Annotated in this window: 18 protein-coding genes and 2 pseudogenes; 15 read left to right on the top strand and 5 right to left on the bottom strand. The window is 71.2% G+C overall.

Annotated elements, in window-relative coordinates:
• Positions 1-16: 16 nt before the first annotated feature.
• Positions 17-181: pseudogene (locus tag StrepF001_RS37800) on the top strand (helix-turn-helix transcriptional regulator); the annotation flags it as partial.
• A 279-nt stretch (positions 182-460) separates the two neighbouring features.
• Positions 461-1999: a glycoside hydrolase family 43 protein gene (locus tag StrepF001_RS37795; RefSeq protein WP_129802699.1), complete on the top strand. Its 1539-nt coding sequence runs from the start codon at positions 461-463 to the stop codon at positions 1997-1999.
• A gap of 208 nt (positions 2000-2207) precedes the next feature.
• On the opposite strand, the gene StrepF001_RS37790 is transcribed toward StrepF001_RS37795, so the two are convergent.
• Positions 2208-2552, bottom strand: coding sequence for a helix-turn-helix transcriptional regulator (locus StrepF001_RS37790; RefSeq protein ID WP_129802688.1), 345 nt, complete (start codon positions 2550-2552; stop codon positions 2208-2210).
• Between the two features lie 135 nt (positions 2553-2687).
• Here StrepF001_RS37790 and StrepF001_RS37785 point away from each other — a divergent pair, with 135 nt between their 5' ends.
• Both StrepF001_RS37785 and StrepF001_RS37780 read left to right on the top strand, forming a co-directional pair.
• Entirely contained in the window at positions 2688-3665 is a 978-nt protein-coding gene (locus StrepF001_RS37785; protein ID WP_129802687.1) for a zinc-binding dehydrogenase, read from the top strand.
• Positions 3619-4977: a helix-turn-helix transcriptional regulator gene (locus StrepF001_RS37780; RefSeq protein WP_129802686.1), complete on the top strand. Its 1359-nt coding sequence runs from the start codon at positions 3619-3621 to the stop codon at positions 4975-4977. Before StrepF001_RS37785 ends, StrepF001_RS37780 begins: the two co-directional genes overlap by 47 nt.
• 96 nt (positions 4978-5073) lie before the next feature.
• Here StrepF001_RS37780 and StrepF001_RS37775 read toward each other — a convergent pair whose 3' ends face one another.
• On the bottom strand, positions 5074-5733 hold the full coding sequence (locus StrepF001_RS37775) for an alpha/beta hydrolase (protein WP_240797839.1): 660 nt from the start codon (positions 5731-5733) through the stop codon (positions 5074-5076).
• A 281-nt stretch (positions 5734-6014) separates the two neighbouring features.
• Between StrepF001_RS37775 and StrepF001_RS37770 the strand changes: the two genes are divergently transcribed.
• The 5 genes and pseudogenes from StrepF001_RS37770 to StrepF001_RS37755 all read left to right on the top strand — a co-directional run bounded on the left by StrepF001_RS37770 (position 6015) and on the right by StrepF001_RS37755 (position 9856).
• A complete protein-coding gene (locus tag StrepF001_RS37770) occupies positions 6015-6488 on the top strand; it encodes a carboxymuconolactone decarboxylase family protein (RefSeq protein WP_129802685.1) in 474 nt (157 codons plus the stop codon).
• A 135-nt stretch (positions 6489-6623) separates the two neighbouring features.
• A pseudogene (locus StrepF001_RS37765) lies at positions 6624-7328 on the top strand (SDR family oxidoreductase).
• Complete coding sequence (locus StrepF001_RS49750; protein ID WP_346656989.1) at positions 7270-7431, top strand: SDR family oxidoreductase; 162 nt, start codon at positions 7270-7272, stop codon at positions 7429-7431. Before StrepF001_RS37765 ends, StrepF001_RS49750 begins: the two are co-directional and overlap by 59 nt.
• 132 nt (positions 7432-7563) lie before the next feature.
• A complete protein-coding gene (locus tag StrepF001_RS37760; RefSeq protein WP_129802684.1) occupies positions 7564-9090 on the top strand; it encodes an MFS transporter in 1527 nt (508 codons plus the stop codon).
• A 13-nt stretch (positions 9091-9103) separates the two neighbouring features.
• Positions 9104-9856 carry a PIG-L family deacetylase gene (locus StrepF001_RS37755; protein ID WP_129802698.1) on the top strand — a complete coding sequence of 251 codons (753 nt, stop codon included), beginning with the start codon at positions 9104-9106 and terminating at the stop codon, positions 9854-9856.
• On the opposite strand, the gene StrepF001_RS37750 is transcribed toward StrepF001_RS37755, so the two are convergent.
• Positions 9831-11222, bottom strand: coding sequence for a glycoside hydrolase family 43 protein (locus tag StrepF001_RS37750; protein ID WP_129802683.1), 1392 nt, complete (start codon positions 11220-11222; stop codon positions 9831-9833). The genes StrepF001_RS37755 and StrepF001_RS37750 overlap by 26 nt on opposite strands.
• Before the next feature lie 225 nt (positions 11223-11447).
• Between StrepF001_RS37750 and StrepF001_RS37745 the strand changes: the two genes are divergently transcribed.
• On the top strand, positions 11448-12872 hold the full coding sequence (locus StrepF001_RS37745; RefSeq protein WP_129802682.1) for an amidase: 1425 nt from the start codon (positions 11448-11450) through the stop codon (positions 12870-12872).
• A 29-nt stretch (positions 12873-12901) separates the two neighbouring features.
• On the top strand, positions 12902-13348 hold the full coding sequence (locus StrepF001_RS37740) for a type II toxin-antitoxin system PemK/MazF family toxin (protein WP_129802681.1): 447 nt from the start codon (positions 12902-12904) through the stop codon (positions 13346-13348).
• Here the strand turns inward: StrepF001_RS37740 and StrepF001_RS37735 are convergent.
• On the bottom strand, positions 13333-14160 hold the full coding sequence (locus StrepF001_RS37735; protein ID WP_165396490.1) for a TIGR02452 family protein: 828 nt from the start codon (positions 14158-14160) through the stop codon (positions 13333-13335). The genes StrepF001_RS37740 and StrepF001_RS37735 overlap by 16 nt on opposite strands.
• Positions 14161-14416: 256 nt before the next feature.
• Between StrepF001_RS37735 and egtA the strand changes: the two genes are divergently transcribed.
• The 4 genes from egtA to egtD are packed head-to-tail and all read left to right on the top strand — an operon-like array spanning position 14417 to position 18865.
• The gene (gene egtA / locus StrepF001_RS37730; protein ID WP_129802679.1) at positions 14417-15754 is read left to right on the top strand and encodes an ergothioneine biosynthesis glutamate--cysteine ligase EgtA; all 1338 of its coding nucleotides are present in this window, start codon (positions 14417-14419) and stop codon (positions 15752-15754) included.
• A complete protein-coding gene (gene egtB / locus StrepF001_RS37725) occupies positions 15751-17115 on the top strand; it encodes an ergothioneine biosynthesis protein EgtB (protein WP_206307060.1) in 1365 nt (454 codons plus the stop codon). The genes egtA and egtB overlap by 4 nt, the downstream gene beginning before the upstream one ends.
• Entirely contained in the window at positions 17115-17906 is a 792-nt protein-coding gene (gene egtC / locus StrepF001_RS37720) for an ergothioneine biosynthesis protein EgtC (RefSeq protein WP_129802678.1), read from the top strand. The genes egtB and egtC overlap by 1 nt, the downstream gene beginning before the upstream one ends.
• On the top strand, positions 17903-18865 hold the full coding sequence (egtD, locus tag StrepF001_RS37715) for an L-histidine N(alpha)-methyltransferase (protein ID WP_129802677.1): 963 nt from the start codon (positions 17903-17905) through the stop codon (positions 18863-18865). The genes egtC and egtD overlap by 4 nt, the downstream gene beginning before the upstream one ends.
• Here egtD and StrepF001_RS37710 read toward each other — a convergent pair whose 3' ends face one another.
• Positions 18866-20137, bottom strand: a complete 1272-nt coding sequence (locus StrepF001_RS37710; protein WP_129802676.1) for an extracellular solute-binding protein — start codon at positions 20135-20137, stop codon at positions 18866-18868.
• Between the last annotated feature and the right edge of the window lie 69 nt (positions 20138-20206).

The raw sequence follows: 20206 nt of genomic DNA, 5'->3' as shown, positions 1-20206 counted from the left end.
AGCAGCCAGGCCAGGACTGGCCACACTCGCCGGAATCAGCGTCGACCACTACACCCGCCTCGAACGCGGCAAGGAGACCCGCCCCAGCCCGTCCGTCGTCGACTCCCTCGCCCGCGTCCTGCGCCTGGAGGAGGACGAGCACGAGCATCTGCGCAGCCTGGCGGCGCGCGCCGCCCGCTACGTCTTCCTCCACCGTTCCTACAGACTGAGCGGGAGTGAGTCCTGTTGCCAGCCGTCACCGTCCAGGGCGACGCAGACGGAACGCCCGTCTTCCACGGCCCAGGACGACGACCCTGATCGAAGCGCTTCGACGTCGCCGCGGTCATAGCGACCTGTCCATACTCTGCCGACCTGTTGACATGCTCCAGAACCGCATGCGAACTTTCGAAGCGCTTCAACAGTTCTGCCCGTGCGGCCCGCCTCGGTGTTCACTCCCCCGACCACACCCCTCAGGACGGACATGGCGTTCTTCGACAATCCCGTGATCCCCGGTTTCAGCCCGGACCCGAGCATCTGCCGGGCTGGTGACGACTACTACGTGGCGACATCCAGCTTCGAGTACGTACCGGGGGTGCCGATCTGGCACAGCCGTGACCTGGTGCACTGGCGGCTGATCGGGCACGCCCTGGACCGGCCCTCGCAGCTGAAGCTGCCCGACACGGCCCCGTCCTCCACAGGGGTGTACGCGCCCACACTGCGGTACCACGACGGCCGGTTCTGGCTGATCACGACCGTGGTCGCCGGGGCGGGCAACATTCTGGTGACCGCCGAGGATCCCGCGGGACCGTGGTCGGACCCGGTGCCGATCGGCGTACCCGGCATCGACCCCGACCTGGCCTGGGAAGAGGACGGGACGTGTTGGTGCGTGTTCTCGTCGGACGGCATCCGCGGGGTCCGCATCGACCCGAAGTCCGGCGAACTGCTCGGCGAGCCGGTGCCGATGTGGTCGGGCAGCGGGCTGCAGTATCCCGAGGGCCCGCACCTGTACCGGGTCGGCGACTGGTGGTACCTGCTGCTGTCGGAGGGCGGCACCGAACGCGGGCACGCGCTGTCGCTGGCCCGGGCCCGTGCCCTGCCGGGGCCCTTCGAACCCCACCCCGCCAACCCGGTGCTGTCCCACCGCAGTACCGGTCACCCGGTGCAGAACACCGGCCACGGTGACCTGGTGCAGGCACACGACGGCACGTGGTGGATGGTGCTGCTCGGCACCAGGCCCCGCGGCGACACACCGATGTACCACGGCATGGGCCGGGAGACGTTCCTGGCACCCGTGCGATGGGAGGGCGAGTGGCCCTTGCCCGGCCCGCTGGAGTTGCGTGCGCAGGCCCCGGCACTGGCGCCGCACCCCTGGCCCCAGGAGCCGGACCGGGACGACTTCGACTCCCCCGCCCTCGCGCCGTGCTGGGTGTCGCTCCGACGCCACGACCCGGAGGCTGCCCGTCTCGACGAACGGCCCGGCCACCTGGTGCTGCACGCCCGCGGGGACAGCCTGGACAAGCCCGGCGCACTCTTCGTGGGGCGGCGCCAGCGCGATGCCGACTGCACCGCGCGCACAGTGGCCGACGTCGCCGAAGGCGGCCGGGGCGGGCTCACGGTACGGCTGGACGAGGCACACCACTACGAGGTGGAGGTGGGAGACGGCATGGTCCGCGCGGTCGCCAGGATCGGCCCGCTGCGCCACGCCGTCGCCGAACAAGCCGTACCGTCCGGCCCGTTGACCCTGCGGATCGACGTCACGACCTCCGACATCCTGCCGCCCACGGTCACCGCCCGGGGCGCGGGCCCCGACGCGACTCCCCCGCCCGGCCTCCGGGTCGGCGGCCCCGACACCCTTCGCCTGGGCTACGAGACGGACAGCGGGGACTTCGAGATCCTCGCCGAACTCGACGGCCGTTACCTCACCACCGAGGTCGCCGGCGGTTTCACCGGCCGCGTCTTCGGCATGTACGCCACGCGCGGCAGCGCGGCCTTCGACTGGTTCGAGTTGCGGTCAGCCTGACCGCCGGTGAGGCCGCCCGTCGGCCGGCGCGGGGACCGGCACGTCGCCGCTCCCCCCGCTCAGCCGGCGGTGCACCTGACGCCGCGGCCGACGCGTCATCAGGGTGGCGACAGGAACAGCATCCAAGCCCTGACCACCCCAACCCGCCCTGCCGCCGGGCGGGTTGGCGGGCTGCATGGCCGGTCAGGGCCGGCGCACGGTCCACTGTTCAGTCGGCGCCATCGGAGCGCAGGAGCAGGTCGAGCAGCCCGGGGAAGCGCGCATCGAACTCCTCGCGGCGCAGTCGGTTGACTCGCTTGGGCCCCTGGTCACGCTGTTCGACCAGGCCTGCGCCGCGCAAGACCGAGAAGTGGTGACTGAGTGCGGCTTTGCCGACGGGCACGTCGAAGCTGCCACAGCTGCGCGTCCAGTCGGCGGAGACCGCCAACTCGCGGATCAGCTGGATGCGCACCGGATCGGCGAGCGCGGAGAGCGCGGTCAGGACGGAGACGTCCTCGGGATCCGTGTGCACCGGCGCCACACGGTGACTGCCGCCCGCAGCCTGCTTCGACATGCGCCTCTCCCGCCCTGCGCATCCTCGCTGGGTCACCTCGGGGAGTCCCAGCCGCTTGCTTAGTGTTCGATGAGCATCTTACAGTCCTAGTGTTCGCTTTCCATTGAACACTTTGCCGAAGGGTGCGTTCCGCTGATGCGTGCAGTCGAGTTCCAGGAGTACGGCGGCCCCGAGGTGCTGCAGCTCGTGACGGCCGAAACCCCCCGGCCCGGGTCAGGCCAGGTGACCATCGACGCCGCCTACGTGGGCGTGAACTTCGCGGACCTCAAGGCGCGCGCGGAGGGGTACCGGGTGGAATCGCTGCCCTTCCGCCCGGGCCTGGAAGTCTCCGGACGGATCCGGGCCGTCGGCCACGGCGTCGAGGGACTGCACCCGGGTCAGGAAGTCGCGGCCCTCGTCAACAGCGGCGCCTACGCCGAGGTGGTGGTCGCCGAGACCGCCACCGTTTTTCCGCTCCCCGAGGGCCTGGACCTGCGGACCGCTGCGACGCTGCCCACCGTGCTGCCGACCGCGCACGCCCTGCTCCATGAGGTGGGTCGACTGCGCGCCGGAGAGAGTGTGCTGGTGCACGGCGCGGCGGGCGGCATCGGCACGGTGGCCGGGCAGCTGGCTCGCGCGGCGGGCGCGGGCACGGTGTACGGCGTGGTCTCCTCCGCGGCCAAGGCGGGGCACGCTCTCAAGCACGGCTACGACGAGGTGTTCACCACCGACACCTTCTCCGACGACGTCCGCCGCGTCACCGGTGGCAGGGGGGTCGACCTGGTCCTCGACCCGGTCGGTGGCGACACCCTCCGCCACGGCCTCGACAGCCTCGCCGTCTTCGGACGCCTGGTCTCCTTCGGTAACGCGAGCGGGAAAGCGCCGTGGCAGGTCGGGCAGCCCGAGCTCTACGCGCAGGGCCGTTCGGTCGGGGGCTTCTCCATCCTGGCCCTCGCGCAGACGGCACCCGAGGCGCTGCGGGCGCTCGCCGAGCGGGCCTTCCGTACGGTCGCGAACGGCACCGTGAACCTTCCGGTCACCGCGGAGTTCCCGCTGGCGGAGGCGGCCGAGGCCCACCGGCTGATGGGTGGGCGCAGGTCGACGGGCAAGTTGCTGCTGCGGATCGCCGACTGAGCACGACGCGCTCCACGCCGCCCTCATCATCGACCGCCTGCCGAGCGGCGTTCAACTGCCGGACATCGCCCGGGCGACGCTCGCCGCACCGCCGGGGCCGGCACCGGAGCGCAATGATCTGCTCCTGCGGGGCCTGGCCGTGATGACCGTCGCTGGTTACGCGGCGGGCGCGCCCGTGGTGCTGCGGGCCCTGGACTCCTTCCGCACCGAAGAAGTCTCCAGGGAGGAAGGCCTCGGCTGGTACCCGCTCGCCGCTCGCATGGCCTTCAACGTCTGGGATTTCCACAGCAATACGGTGCTCTCGACGAGGCTGGTCGATCTGGCCCGCGAGACGGGGGCGCTGTCGGTGCTGCCGTCGGCTCTCCTGCAACTGGTGTCGAACCGGGTGCTGGCCGGTGAACTCGACCACGCGGACACGCTGATCGCTGAGGCGCAGACCATCGGTGAGGCTGCCGGCAACCGCTACCTCGCCCATTACGTGTCCATGGCGACGGAGCCGTGGAAGGGCCGGGAAGCCCCGATGCTCAAGACGATCGACGCGATGACCCGGGACGCGGATCTGTACCAGGGAGGACAGGGCAACATACTCAGTTCGAGCCAGTGGGCGAAGGCGGTGCTCTACAACGGACTCGGCCGCTACGAGGAAGCCTACGCCGCGGCCGAGCGGGGCGCCGAGAACCTGCAGGAACTCGGACTCGCGATCAGGTCGATGGTCGAGCTCGTGGAGGCTGCCGTGCGGAGCGGAAGGCCTGCCCGCGCCGCCGAGGCCGCTCAGGCGCTTGACGGAATGGCACAAGTGAGCGGTACCGACTGGGCCCTTGGTACCTCGGCCATGGTGCGTGCCCAGGTGAGCGAGGGGCCCGCTGCCGAGGCCCTGTACCGGGAGGCGATCGAGCGACTTGGCCGCACCGACGTCCGGATCACGTACGCCCGCTCCCATCTGCTCTACGGAGAATGGCTGCGGCGGGAGAACCGCCGCGTCGACGCACGCGAGCAACTGGGGATCGCGTACAAGATCCTCAGCCGGATCGGGGTCGAGGCCTTCGCGGAACGTGCCTGGAAGGAGTTGCGCGGCGCCGGTGCAACGGTGCGCAAACGCAGTGTCGAGGCACGTACGGCTCTCGCCGCCCAGGAGGCGCAGATCGCGCGCCTGGCCGGTGACGGGATGACGAACCCCGAGATCGGCGCCCAGCTCTTCATCAGCCCGCACACCGTGGAATGGCATCTGCGCAAGGTGTTCGCGAAGCTCGGTACCGCCTCCCGCAAGCAGCTCAGCGACACGCTCCTCGAAGGCACCGCGGTCACGGCCTGAGGCGACGGTAGTCCTCGGCCGGCTCGGTCTTCCGGCGGGCACACGCCGTTGATACCTCGCCCTGCCGGTGACGCCTGGAGATGTGCTGACCGGGCGTCACGGCGTCCTTCCCGCGTGCGTGTTCCAGTGCGTTTCGATGGCCGCGGCCACCTCGGCGGGCTCTTGCAGGAGCGGCCAATGGTTGCAGTCGAGCCTCACGACCTCGGGAGCCCCCAATGAGGCGGCGAGCTTCTCACCGAACTCGATCTGGCAGGCAGGATCCAGCACGCCCCAGAACACCAGGCACGGCGCGGACACCTGCGACAGCGCCGGCTCCCACTCCGCCCCCATGGTCAGGGCGGACTGGTAGAGCCTGAGGACACTGTCCTTCATGGGCTCGTCCACGCGGCTGACCATCTCTCGGGCGAGGTCGACCGGTACGTCGAAACCCGCCGCCACATCATCGGCGAACGATGCGGGTTCCAGCTCGCTCATGAAGCGGTCGCCCTCGATCGGGTCCTGCCAGATCTTCGCGAGCGGATGCCACACGTAGCCGGCGTTGATCGGCCCGTTGCCGCCCGCCCATGTGCGGACCAGATCGGGCCGTAGGGAGGCGACGCGAGCGGTGAGGATGCAGCCCCAGTCGTGGCCGACGAGGTCGACCGGCTCGCCGACCCGCTCCAGTCGGTCGATGAGCCAGTCGACGTACTCCTCCTTGGTGGAGTCGAAGCCCTCCGGTCGCGGTACGCCGAACCCGGGCAGGTCCCAGGCTTCCACGTCGGTCCGAGTCAGATGCCGACGAACCCCGTCCCACATGGTGGGTGTCGGGGACGCCGTGGATCAGGATCGCAGGCATGATTCGAGTCCTTCGTCGATCGAGGTCTCACGTAGCGCGCCCACGACCATAACTGAGTTGGCGTTCAGACACAGCGTGTTCAAACATTGTCACACTTAGTCCGACGCTGTGACGCATGCCACATCTCCGCCGCCCCTGTCACAGTTCACCGGGCCAGCCCGGTCAATGGTGTGAATCAGTCCTACGGCGAGAGGAGCACACCATGGATGCGCGTCTCAATTACTTCGGCAATGCGCTCGGGGGCAAGGTCCTGAAGCACATCAATTCGGCCAACAAGGTGCTGTCGGACACGACGCTGCCGCACACGACACAGGAACTGGTGAAGATCCGCGCAAGCCAGATCAATGGCTGCGGCTTCTGCACCGACATGCACACCAAGGACGCCGCCCACGCGGGAGAGACCGCTCAGCGCCTCAACCTGGTGACAGCCTGGCGGGAGGCCACTGTCTTCACCGACGCCGAGCGCGCCGCGCTGGAGCTGGCCGAGCAAGGCACCCGGCTCGCCGATGCCGCGGGTGGAGTCACCGACGAGGCTTGGGCGAACGCCGCCAAGCACTACGACGAGGACCAGCTCGCCGCGCTGATCTCCCTCATCGCGATCATCAACGCCTACAACCGCATCAACGTCATCAACCAGCAGCCCGCCGGGAGCTATCAGCCCGGCCAGTTCGGCTGAGCCGCCCACGCGGCCGGCCCGCACCGTCCGTCTCCTCGTCGTCTCCCGGCCTGCGACGAGGAGACGGACGTTCAGCAGTTCACACCGTGTCACATGATCACGCGGACGCCTGTTACGTTGTTCGATGTTCACTGAATAACGAACAAAGGACACCATGTCCAGCTCCGCAACGTTGAACTTCTCGCGCCGCGCCGCGCCGCGCCGCGCCGCATCGCCATCGTCACCGGCGCGGGATCGGGTATCGGCCAGGCCACAGCCATCGCACTCGCCGAGTCGGGGGCACACGTCCTCGGCGTGGGGCGGCGGCAGGGTGCTCCGGAAGAGACCGCTCGCGCCCACGCCAACATCGCGGTCCTGTCGTCCGATGTGTGCGAGGAGGGCACCGCCGAAAGGATCGTGTCCGCCGCCGTGGAGCGGTGGGGCCGACTGGATCTGCTGGTGAACAAGCCGGGATCGCCGCCCTGATGCCGCTGGCCGAGACGGACCGGACAGTGATCGCCAATCTGTTCGAACTTCACGTGACGGCACCGAGTTTGCTGGCTCGTGCGGCTCTGCCGCACCTGCGGTCCAGCTCCGCCGGTTCGATCGTCAATGATCTCCAGCACCTACGGCCACCGTCCCCTGGCCGGCGAGGCGCACTACGCCGCCGCCAAGAGCGCCCTGGAACAGCTGCCCCGCAGCCGGGCACTTGAGCTCGCCCCCGAGGGAGTGCGGGTGAACGCCATCGCACCCGGCCCCACCGAGACCGACGTGCTGGCCTCGGCAGGGCTTTCCAGCGACACTGTCACCCAGGATCCGGGCCGGCGAACGCGAGCGCATCCCCACGGGTCGGCTCGGTGACCCCAAGGACATCGCGGACTGGATCCTGCGCATCGCCGACCCCCAGGGCACCTACGTCACCGGGCAGATCCTCACCATCGACGGCGGGCTCGAACTCTCCTGAACCCAACCGTGCCTGTCGCATCCGGGCCACCTGCCCGGTCATAGGTGTCACAACGTTTCTGTCAGTCGTCAGGACCACCGGCCCGTTCGCATCGTCCACGAACACATCCCAGGGGCACCACAGGAATCCGACATGGACACCTCTTCACACGAGCAGCCCTCCATACGCATCGCGAGCGCCCGCGGCAGGTGGATCCTTCTGACCACCGTCCTGGGCTCGGGCGTGGTGCTCCTGGGTTCAACGGTCACCAATGTCGCGCTGCCCCGTATCGGTGACGACTTCGACGCCGATCTGGCCGCGCTCCAGTGGACCGTGAACGCATACATGCTGACGCTGGCGGGTCTCCTCCTGCTGGGAGGTGCCCTGGGCGACCGCTTCGGCCGGCGCCGGATCTTCCTGCTGGGCGTGGTGTGGTTCGCCGCGGCCTCCCTGCTGTGCGGCCTGGCCCCCGACACCGGGACACTCGTCGCGGCGCGCGCCCTCCAGGGGGTCGGCGGTGCCCTGCTCACGCCCGGCTCGCTGGCGCTCATCGAGGCCTCCTTCCACCCCGACGACCGGCCGCGCGTGGTCGGTCTGTGGTCGGGGTTCGGAGGTATCGGCGCGGCGCTCGGGCCGTTCCTGGGAGGTTGGCTGGTCGACGGTCCTGGCTGGCGCTGGGCGTTCCTGCTCAGCGTTCCGCTGGCGCTCGCGTGTGTGCCGATCGCGCTCCGCCACGTCCCGGAGTCCGTGGGGGCCGCCTCTCCCGAGGCGAAGAAGGCCGAGCGCACCGCTCGCCGGCAGCACGGGTTCGACCTTCCCGGAGCCGTCCTCGGTGCCCTCACCCTCGGTCTGGCGACGTACGCACTGACCGAGGCCCGCACGGGCGGCGTTGTCGTCACCGTCACGGCGATCGCTGCCGTGGTGGCGGGAGTCGCGTTCGTGACCGTGGAGCGGCGCAGCTCCGACCCGATGATGCCGCTGTCCCTGTTCTCCTCACGCCAGTTCACCTCGGTCAACCTGACCACCCTGTGCGTGTACGCGGGCCTGGGCGGCTTCTTCTTCCTCACCACTCTCCAATTGCAGATCGTCGTCGGGTACTCGGCGCTGCAAGCGGGTGCGGCGATGCTGCCGAACACCATGATCATGCTGCTCTTCTCGTCCCACGCGGGAGAACTGGCCCGGCGCACCGGTCCCCGTCTCCCGCTCAGCGTGGGTCCGCTCGTGTGCGCGGTCGGCATGATGATGATGCTGCGGGTCGGCCCCGGCACCTCGTACCTGACCGATGTGCTCCCCGCGCTGCTGATCATCGGGGCCGGGATGGCCACGATGGTCGCTCCGCTGACCGTGACCCTCCTGTCGTCCGTGGACGACCGGAACGCCGGGGTGGCCAGCGGCATCAACAACGCGGCGGCGCGGGCATCCGGCCTGGTGGCCGTGGCAGCCCTGCCGCTCCTGGTAGGCATGGGCCCGGACGCGTACCGCTCCGGCGTCGCCTTCGACGCGTCGTTCAGCCGGGCGATGCCGCTGTGCGCGGCGCTGCTGTGCGGCGGCGCCCTGCTGGCCTTCATGACGCTGGGCCCCACCGCCGCGGTCCCGCACCGGGTGCACTGGCGCACCCACGGGTGGCTGATGGAACCGCCCCTGGCGCCACGCCTCGCCCACCCTCACCCGAACCACTGACGAAGGCGACATGATGACCAGTGCGTCTCCCCCACCCCTGCGGCCCATGCCCGAGGACTGGCAGCGTGCCCTCGCCGTGGTGGCCCATCCCGATGACCTCGACGGCTGCTCCGCCGCTGTCGCCGCCTGGACCGGGGAGGGGCGCGACGTCGCCTACGTCCTCGCCACCCGCGGCGAGGCAGGCATCGACACGCTGCCGCCCCAGCAGGCCGGGCCGCTGCGGGAGAAGGAGCAGCGTGCCAGTGCCGCCGCTGTGGGTGTTTCGGAAGTGGAGTTTCTCGAGCACCAGGACGGTGTGATCGAGTACGGCCTCCCTTTGCGTCGCGACATCGCCGCGGCCATCCGCCGGCATCGCCCCGAGCTGGTGATCACCCTCAACCACCATACGACCTGGGGCTCGGGCACATGGAACACGCCGGATCACGTGGCCGTGGGGCGCGCCGTCCTCGACGCCGCGGCGGACGCCGGGAACCGCTGGATCTTCCCGGAGTTGACCGAGCAGGGGCTGCGGCCGTGGAACGGCGTGCGGTGGGTGGCCGTCGCCAACGCCCCGGTGCCCACCCACGCCGTACCGGCGGAGCCGGGGTTCGAGCGGGCGGTGCGGTCGCTGCTGGCCCGCTCCCACAGCGCCCAGTGCACATCCAATGCACACTTGCGCGGGAACTCCCGGGAATCGAGGGAACGGGAGGGAAGTGTTCCGCAGCCGCCAGCGCGTCCGCCCAGGTCAGCGGCAGTGCTGCTCAGGCCCAGGATGTCACTGGCGTAAAGGAACTGTCCTGCCGGAACAGCTCCGTGCCGTCCGGCAGGTCCACGCGGAGTTGGTAGTCGTAGTGGCGCAGGTAGCGGCCCGGGTAGTTGTACGACTCGAGGCGGATCGAGTCCGTTGCCGTGCCGGTGCGGGCGATGAAGGTTGCGTCGCGGGCGAATGTCGTCGTGCCGTCGTTGGGGTCGAAGCGGCCCCGGAAGCCGTAGTGGCGCAGGTAATTGCCGGAGGCGTCGCGGAAGGAGCAGGCGTTCGCGTCGGCGAGGCCGGCGACGACGGTGAAGGTGGACGCCTGCTTCTCGGCGGCGGTGCTGGAGCCGGTCACCACCGGGAGATTGAGCAGCGCGGACTGCTGTTGCCAGTAGCGGGTGGAGTAGTTGGCGGAGCGGAAGGAGCGGGTGGTGTTGCGGGCCAGGCTCACGCCGCCCGGGACCGTCTCCTTGATCACGGTGAAGTGGCGTGCGGTGCCCGAGATGCCGGGCAGGGCGCGCGGCGCGCTCCAGGTGGCGAACGTGTCGTAGCTGTCGCTGTAGTAGTACGTACCGTCGCCGTAGCCGTCGAAGAAGATGCGCCAGCCGCCGTTGTCGAGCTGCACCAGCGCAGGGCCCTCGCGGTAGCTGCCCCAGCCCGCCCAGTCGCCGGTGCGGCGGATGGTGTACGGGCCGGTGAGGCTGGAAGCCGTGGCGTACTCGATGTACTTGGTCGTCTCGTTCTTCGGGAAGGCGTGGTAGGTCGAGCCGATCCGCACGATGAACGTGTCGATGTGGTTGGCACCGATGCCGGACAGGGCGACGGGTGAAGTCCACGCGGTGAGCGCGGAGTTGGTGGCTCGGAGACGGTACGGGGTGAAGATCCACTCGTCGTCGGTGGTGGAGCAGGACACGATGACGTTCACGCTGCCGTCGCTGTCCACGAACCACTCGGGCGCCCAGGCGCGCGACAGGTTGGCGATCGGGACCGGGTAGTCGTACAGGAACGTCCAGTTGACCCGGTCGGAGCTGCGGGCGAAGCCGATGGTGGTGCTGGTGTCCTGCCATGTGTGCGTGGTGTAGGTGATGTAGTAGTAGCCGTCGGTGTGCCGGAAGATCGCGGCGTCGCGGATCCGGTTGGCGGGCGGGGTGTAGGCCGAGGACCTCAGCAGCCGGAAGTCGGTGGCGTCGTCGGACTGGTAGACGTTCACGGTCCCGTCGTTGCTGTTGAGGAACGGGACGATGGTGTAGCGGGTGGCGGAGCCGCTGGGGGGCGCAGCGGCCTCGGCGGTGCCGAGCATGCCGGGCAGTTCGCCCAGGACGAGCGCCGAGGCGGGCAGGGCGGCCAGCGTGCGCAGCAGGGTGCGGCGGGACGGCGTGGCGGGGGGACGTGGGGTCATGTGCGGCTCTCCTCCGACCCGGGATTCGACATACCGAACACAGTTCGGAAATTCGGTCAGAAGGTAGGGGTGAGGTCGCAGCGCGTCAATGGTTCGCGCACGATGGAACAAGGCCTGTGGGAATGCTGTGGCGGGCAGGTGAACCGGCTTTCTTCTCAACCGCGTTCCCCCGAAGCCCTCCTGACGTTACCGTTCGGTAGACAACACGCTCCGGAGGTGTCCCGCATGACGCTCGACCGTTCCGCCGGCCTGGCGGAGACCGCCCGCGCGCTGGCCGACGGGGAAGTGACGTCCCGCGCCCTCGTCGAGGCGGCCCTGACCCGCATCGAGGAGACGCAGGACACCCTCAACGCCTTCCGGATCGTGCGCGCCCAGGCGGCGCTCGCCGAGGCGGAGGCCGCCGACCGGGATCTGGCTGCCGGGGTGCGCCGTCCGCTGCTCGGAGTGCCCGTCGCCGTCAAGGACGACATGGACGTGGCCGGCGAGCCCACCGCGTTCGGCTGCCGGGGCGGGTTCCCGCCGGTCGCCGAGGACGGTGAAGCGGTACGGCGACTGCGCGCGGCCGGCGCCGTGATCGTCGGCAAGACGAACACCTGCGAACTCGGGCAGTGGCCCTTCACCGAGGGGCCCGCGTTCGGCGCGACCCGCAATCCGTGGAGCACGGACCACACGCCGGGCGGCTCCTCCGGCGGTTCGGCGGCCGCGGTCGCGGCAGGCCTGGTGCCGGCCGCGCTCGGCTCGGACGGCGCCGGGTCGGTGCGCATCCCGGCGTCCTGGACCCATCTGATCGGCATCAAGCCGCAGCGCGGGCGCATCTCCACCTGGCCGCGCGGCGAGTCGTTCCAGGGCATCACGGTCAACGGCACCCTGGCCCGCACGGTCGCGGATGCGGCCCTGCTGCTGGACTCGGCCAGCGGCAACCACGAACACGACCCGCACCGCCCGCCGGTGCTCGACGTGTCCGAGGCGGTGGGCCGCGACCCCGGCCGACTGCGCATCGCCCTCTCCCTGAAGCCGCCGTTCACCGCACTGCCCGCCCGGCTGCACCCGGAGATCCGCGCCCGGGTCGTCGAACTGGCCGAGCGGCTCGCCGCGTTGGGGCACACGGTCGAGGAGGCCGACCCGCCGTACGGCCAGATCGGGCTGACCTTCGTCCCGCGCGCCACGGTCGGGGTCGCCGAGCGGGTCCGCGAGGCGCCCGACCCCGCGCTCCTGGACCCGCGCACCCGTGAAGCGGCGCGGCTCGGGAGGCTGCTCGGCGGGGCCCCGCTGCGGGCGGCCCGGCGTGCCGAGGCGGCCCTGCACCGCCGTATCGGCGGATTCTTCTCGTCGTACGACGTGGTCCTCGCGCCGACGACGGCCGCTCCCCCGCCGCGGATCGGCGCCATGCTGAAACTCGGCGGTCTCGCCACCGACCGTGCCATGATCGCCGCCTGCCCGTACGCCTGGCCGTGGAACGTGCTGGGCTGGCCCGGCGTCAATGTTCCGGCCGGTTTCGTCACCGGGGGTCTGCCGGTCGGGGCGCAGCTGCTCGGTCCCGCGCACAGCGAGCCGCTGCTCGTCTCGCTCGCCGCACAACTGGAGGCCGACCTGCGCTGGCACGAGCTGCGCCCGCCCGAGCAGCTTGCCTCGGAGTCCCCTGCGGCATAGGGGTTTTCGCCGCCCGCTAACGTGACCCCGTGACTGCCTTCACGGATGAGAACGTCCCCGGCCGCTTCGGCCCGACCGCGACCATCGAGGCCGACCCGCGTGAGGTCGGCCGGGTGCGCACGGAGTACTCGCCCGCGCACGACGGCGACCCCGACCCGGGGGAGATCGTCTGGACGTGGGTGCCGTTCGAGGAGAACGACGGGCGGGGCAAGGACCGCCCGGTGCTGGTCGTGGCGCGGGAGGCGGCGGGTACGTTTCTCGCCGTGCAGTTGTCCAGCAAGCGGCACGACGGCGACCGGGAGTGGGTGCCGATCGGCAGCGGGCCGTGGGACCGGTCGGGCCGGGACTCATGGGTGGACGTGGACCGGGTGCTGCGGCTGCACGAGCAGGGCATGCGGCGGGAGGCGTGCGCGCTGCACCGGATGCGGTTCAACCTGGTGCGCCACCGGTTGCGGGAGCGCTACGGCTGGAGCTGAACCGAGCTCGGCGGGAACGCCCGTACGAAGGCCTCGCGGACCACCGCACCGGGCGTACGGTCCAGCACCCCGAACACCACGTGCTCGAACCTGGCCGCGAACCGTCCGCCGGGGCCCAGCAGCTGCCGGAAGGCGCCGGCGACCTGCGCCGGGTCGTTCTGGAAGACTCCGCAGCCCCAGGCGCCCAGCACCAGCCGCCGGTAGCCGTGGTGGGCGGCCGTCTCCAGGACGCGTTCGGCCCGCACGGCCAGGGCGTGCGGCAGTTCGGCGGTGCGGTGCGGTGCCGTGCGGCGCACCACCCCGGCGTTCGGGGCGGCGGCGGTCAGGAACCCGGCGGTGTACGGCTCGTCCAGCAGCCGGCCCCGGTCGTCGCGGAAGACGGGCACGGCGGGTGAGTGGATGACACGGTGCGTGTAGAACGGGTCTCGGTGGGTGCGGTGGTGGTCGTAGAACTCCGGGGCCCGCAGCAGGCATGTGTACAGGGCGGAGGCGCGGCACAGGGCCTCTTCCTGGGCCTGGGCGCCGTTGAGGAAGCCGCCGCCCGGGTTGCGGGCGGAGGCGAAGTTCAGGACGGCAGCCGGACCGATCCGGCGGGCGGCCTCCAGGCTGCTCTCGCCCGTGACCTCGAAGAACGTGTCCACCGCGGGCGCGGGTGCCATCGGCACCGGTTCCGGACCGTGCATCCGCGTCCCCGCTCGCGCCGCCTCCACGGCAGCGGCCACGGACACCGTGCGCCCGTCGGACGCCCGATAGGCCCCCGCGGCCACGATCTGCTCGGTCTCCCGCGCGATGCCGCGCAGCCGCGCGCTCACGGCACAACCCCCGTGTGCGCCACGAGCGCGCGCTGCGCTGCCTCCCCCGTCGTGCTCATGAACGCATCGTGAGCGATGCTGGTCATGCGGCGCAACAGAGTTTTCCCTGCCTCTCAACAAGAGGTGTCCGACCCCTTACGTCCCGGGGCGCACTCTTGTGCGAAGCGACGAGAGGGTCTTGGGTGGGACGAGTGTGCCGGTCCGACTTGCGTTCCTCCGGACCGGCGGCATGGTGGAATCTCAGGAGGATCCCGACATGTCCGACTCAGTCAGTGGCTGTACGGAGCCACGTCCCGCCGTCACCGAAGCGGAGGTCGAGGCGCTGGTCCGCGGTATCTGCTTCAAGACCGGCCCGCCCCGCGCCCTCGGTGTCGAAGTGGAATGGCTCGTCCAAGAGCTGCACAAACCGCGGCTCCCCGTCACACCCGAACGACTCGAAGCGGCCTACGCCGCACTGAGCACCGTCCCACTGCGGTCGGTGCTCACCGTCGAACCCGGCGGCCAGCTGGAGCTCAGCTCGCCGCCCGCCGCCTCCCTGATGGAGTGCATCGGCACCGTCTCCGCCGATCTGGACGCCGTCCGCGCAATCCTGCGCGAGCACGATCTCGGCCTCCTCGGCATCGGCCACGACCCGTGGCACGCTCCCCGCCGCTTCCTGCGCGAGCCGCGCTACGACGCGATGGAGGCCTGTCTCGACCGCACCGGCCCGGCCGGCCGCGCCATGATGTGCACCTCGGCCTCGGTCCAGGTGTGCCTGGACGCCGGCTTCGAGGAGCCCGGCCCGCTCGGCCATGTGCGGCGCTGGTGGCTGGCGCACCACCTGGGCGCGGTCCTGCTCGCCGCCTTCGCCAACTCCCCGCTGGCCGGGCACCGGCCCACCGGCTGGCTGTCCACCCGTCAGCTGCGGTGGGTCCAGATCGGCGCGGGCCGGGCGGGTGCGCCCACGCTGGACGTCGATCCGCGCGGCGCCTGGGCACGCCATGTGCTGGACGCACCGGTGATGTGCGTACGGCGGGACGGCGGCCCGTGGGAGGTGCCCGAGGGGCTGACTTTCCGGGAGTGGACCAGATCGAGGTCGCCCAGGCCTCCGACCCGGGACGACCTCGGATACCACATGACCACGCTGTTCCCGCCGGTCAGACCGCGCGGCCATCTCGAGCTGCGGATGATCGACGCGCAGCCCGGCGACGACGGGTGGATCGTTCCGCTCGCCGTGACCGCGGCGCTGTTCGACGACCCCGAGGCCGCCGAGACCGCCTATCGCGCGGTGAAGCCCCTGGCGGAGCGGGCCATGTCGCTGCCGGCGCCGCACAATCCGCTGTGGCTGGACGCGGCCCGGTACGGGCTCGCCGACCGGGAGTTGCACGAGGTGGCCGTCGTCTGTTTCGCGGCGGCGCTGCGGGCGCTGCCCCGGCTCGGCGCCGGCCCCGAGGTCACCGACGCCGTGGCGGCGTATCAGGACCGCTATGTCACCAGGGGCCGCTGCCCCGCCGACGATCTGCTGGACCGGCTGCGCGGTACGGACCTCCCCCGGTCCCGGCCTCGCTCGACCGGGGGGATCCCCACCCCGCACGGGAAGGACTTCCGCACATGACCGACCCCGCCCTCGACACCGAGACCGACACGGATACCGACACGGATACCGACACCGAGATCGGCATCGAAGCCTTCCGGGAGCGCGCGCTGACCTCGCTCACCACCGCACGGGAGCGCACCACGCTCCTGACCAGCTGTGTCGAGGAGCCCGACCTGACGGCCCAGCACTCGCCGCTGATGTCCCCGCTGGTGTGGGATCTCGCGCACATCGGCAACCAGGAGGAGCTGTGGCTGCTGCGGGCGGTCGCCGGGCAGGAGGCGATACGGCCCGAGATCGACAACCTCTACGACGCCTTCGAGCACCCGCGCGCCGAACGGCCCTCGCTGCCCCTGCTGCCGCCCGCCGAGGCCCGCCGGTACGCGGCCGAGGTGCGCGGGCGTGCCCTGGACGTGCTGGACGGCACCGCGTTCCACGGGACGCGTCTGACAGAGGCGGGTTTCGCCTTCGGGATGATCGCGCAGCACGAACAGCAGCATGACGAGACCATGCTGATCACCCATCAGCTCCGCCGGGGTCCGCAGGCACTGCACGCCCCCGATCCGGAGCCCGTCCCGCTGTTCACCGGGCCCTCCGAAGTCCTGGTACCCGGCGGCCCGTTCACCATGGGCACCTCCACCGAGCCCTGGGCACTCGACAACGAACGGCCCGCGCACCGGCGTGAGGTGCCGCCGTTCTACATCGACACGACCCCGGTGACGAACGCGGCCTACCAGGCGTTCATCGAGGACGGCGGCTACGACGACCCGCACTGGTGGGCGGCGGACGGCTGGACGCACATCCGCCGCCACTCCATCCACGCCCCGGCGTTCTGGCGCCGCGACGGCAGGCAGTGGCTGCGCCGCCGCTTCGGCGTCACCGAGGTGGTGCCGCCCGACGAGCCGGTGCTGCACGTGTGCTGGTACGAGGCCGACGCCTACGCCCGCTGGGCCGGGCGCCGGCTGCCCACCGAGGCCGAGTGGGAGAAGGCCGCCCGCCACGACCCGGCGACCGGCCGCTCGACCCGCTACCCGTGGGGGGACGCCGATCCGGCGCCCGAGCACGCCAACCTCGGCCAGCGGCATCTGCGCCCGGCGCCGGCCGGGAGCTACCCCGCCGGGGAATCACCCCTGGGCGTACGGCAGTTGATCGGTGACGTGTGGGAGTGGACGGCGAGCGACTTCCTGCCGTATCCGGGGTTCACGGCGTTCCCGTACAAGGAGTACTCGGAGGTGTTCTTCGGACCCGAGTACAAGGTGCTGCGCGGCGGTTCGTTCGCGGTGGACGCGGTGGCCTGCCGGGGCACGTTCCGCAACTGGGACTATCCGATCCGGCGGCAGATCTTCTCCGGGTTCCGCACGGCCCGCTCGGGGGACGTCTGATGTGCCGTCACCTGGCGTATGTGGGTCCCGAGGAGCCGCTCGGCCGGCTCCTGGTGGACCCGGCGCACGGCCTGTACCGGCAGTCCTGGGCTCCCCGGCGGCAGCGGTACGGAACTGTCAACGCCGATGGTTTCGGGGTGGGTTGGTACGCCGAGGGGGACCCGGTGCCGGCCCGGTACCGGCGGGCCGGGCCGATCTGGGCGGATCTGTCCTTCGCCGACCTGGCGCGGGTCGTACGGTCCGGCGCGCTGCTCGCCGCCGTGCGGGACGCGACGCTGGCGGGCGCCGACGCGGAGGCCGCCGCGGCGCCGTTCGCCGCGGGGTCCTGGCTGTTCAGCCACAACGGCGCCGTCACGGGCTGGCCCCACTCGCTCGCCTCGCTCACCGGGGGCCTGTCCCCGGTGGACCTGCTGTCCCTGGAGGCCCGCAACGACTCCGCGCTGGTCTGGGCCCTCGTGCTCGCCCGGCTGCGCGCGGGTGACGACATGGGCCGGGCGCTGGCCGACACGGTCCCGGAGGTCGCCGCGGCGGCCCCCGGCTCCCGGCTCAACCTACTGCTCACCGACGGCGTATCCATCGCCGCCACCACCTGGGGCGACACCCTCTGGTATCTCGCCCGGCCCGACGGCGGCACCGTCGTGGCCTCCGAACCGTACGACGACGATCCGCGCTGGCAGGAGGTCCCCGACCGCACCCTGCTCGCGGCGGGCCGCACCGAGGTGCAGCTCACCCCGCTCAAGGAGCCGAGCGACGCCTCGGCGGACGCACCACCGAAGGAGCCCCGCACGTGAGTCCGTTCCTTCTCACCCGCACCCTGCCCGAGGACGCCACGGACGCGGCACTGCGCGCCGACGTCCAGCAGGGACTGACCAGCACGCCCAAGACACTGCCGCCGAAGTGGTTCTACGACGCGCACGGCAGCGACCTGTTCGAGCAGATCACCGAACTGCCCGAGTACTACCCGACGCGCGCCGAACGGGAGATCCTCATCGCCCGCTCCGCCGAGATCGCCGCCGCGACCCGTGCCCGCACCCTCGTCGAACTGGGCTCCGGTTCCTCCGACAAGACCCGGCACCTGATCGACGCGCTGACCGGGCTGCACACCTACGTCCCGGTCGATGTGAGCGAGAGCGCCCTCACCCAGGCCGGGCAGGCGCTCGTCGCGGAGCGGCCCGGCCTGAGCGTGCACGCGCTGATCGCCGACTTCACCGCACGCCTGGAACTGCCGGACACGCCGGGCCCCCGGCTGCTGGCGTTTCTCGGCGGCACGATCGGCAACCTGCTGCCGGCCGAGCGTGCGGCGTTCCTGGCCTCGATCCGCGCCCTGCTCTCGCCGGGCGACGCCCTGCTGCTCGGCACGGACCTGGTCAAGGACGAGCAGGTTCTGGTCCGGGCGTACGACGACGCGGCCGGGGTGACGGCCGCCTTCAACAAGAACGTCCTGGCCGTGGTCAACCGCGAGCTGGGCGCCGACTTCGATCCCGGCGCCTTCGACCACGTGGCCCTGTGGGACACGGCCGACGAGTGGATCGAGATGCGGCTGCGCTCCCGTACGCACCAGACCGTGAAGGTTCCCGCGCTCGATCTCGCCGTGGACTTCGCGGCGGGTGAGGAGTTGCGCACCGAGGTGTCGGCGAAGTTCCGCAAGGAGGGTGTACGCGCCGAACTCGCCGCTGTAGGCCTGGAGTTGACCCACTGGTGGACGGACAGCGAGGGCCGTTTCGCGCTGTCGCTGAGCACCGCCCGCTGATCAGCCGAGGGGGACCGCCAGCGCCTCGGTGATCCGACGGGAGGCGCGGCGGGCCTCCGTCGCCGGGTCGGCACCGGTGAGCACCTTGGTCATGTACTCCTTGATCGGGTTGTCGGCCTCCACGTTCGCCCACTCGGGAGTGCTGGGGGTCGCCCGGCCCTGCGCGGCCCCGGCCGCCATGGCGGCGACCCCCTCCTCGCCCGCGACGGCCTGTGCGAGCGTCGTCTTGTTGGGGACGTAGTTCATGGTGCGGGCCAGCTCGGTGTTCCACTTGGCTCCGGCGAGCGCCTCGACGACGGCGACGGCGCCGTCGCGTGCGTCGGTGTTGTTCGGGATGACGAGGTCGGAGCCCCCGGTGAAGACGGCGCCGGGCCGGTCGGCGCCCTTGCCGGGGACGGGGAAGAAGCCCAGCTCGCCGTCGAGTTCGGGGTTCTGCTGCACGATCGCGCGGGCGAGCCCCGGCACGGCCACGATCTGCGCCACGCGTCCCTCGGCGAACACACCGGCCTGCGGCGGGTGTTCCTCGTCCGCGTCGACCGGGCCCTTGCCGAGGGCCTGGAGCCGCCGGTAGAAGTCCATGCCGCGCAGGGCGGCCGGGGTGTCCAGGGTGCCCCGCCAGGTGCCGCCGTCCTCCTGCGCCAGGTCGCCGCCCTCGTCCCAGATGAAGCCGGAGAGCGTGTACCAGTCCTGTCCGGCCAGGTAAATGCCCTGGTTTCCGGCCGAGTTGAGTTTCTCGGTGGCGGTGAGCCACTCCTCGCGGGTCCGTGGCGGGGCCTCGATGCCGGCCTGCCGGAAGAGGTCCTTGCGGTAGATGACGACGCGGTTGGCCGCGTACCAGGGGATGCCGTACTGCGTCGACCGCTGCCGGCCCGGCTCGGCGAGGCCGGGCAGCCAGTCGCGCATGCCCCAGTCCCGCAGCGACTCCAGGGTCAGGTCGAGCAGTCCGCCTTCCTCGACGTACTGCGGGACCTGGGTGTTGCCGACCTCGATCACATCCGGCCCGTCGGTGGCCCCGGTGGCGTCCGTTTCGAGGGCGGCCTGCACCTTCTCGCCGATCCCGGTCCACTCCTGGATGCGGATGTCGAGGTCGAGGTCGCCGTGGGTGCGCTCGAACTCCTCGGTGAACCGCTCCAGGAAGTCCTTCGAGGCGCTGTCCTTCATCAACCACACGGTGACGGTGCGCCGTTCGGTCCCCCCGCCCTGCGGCACGAGTCCACACGCGCCGACGAGGGATACGGAGACGCAGACGAGGGCGAGGCGGCGAAGGCTCACGAGGGGTCCTGTTCTGTCTGGCGGACAGGGCGGAGGGGCCCGACGTGGGGGAACGAGCGCGAGGGCTCG

Source organism: Streptomyces sp. F001, from assembly GCF_004187715.1.
Lineage (GTDB): Bacteria > Actinomycetota > Actinomycetes > Streptomycetales > Streptomycetaceae > Streptomyces > Streptomyces flavusporus.
Note: the sequence above shows the minus strand (reverse complement) of the source record. Positions and strands in the feature narration are given on the sequence as shown.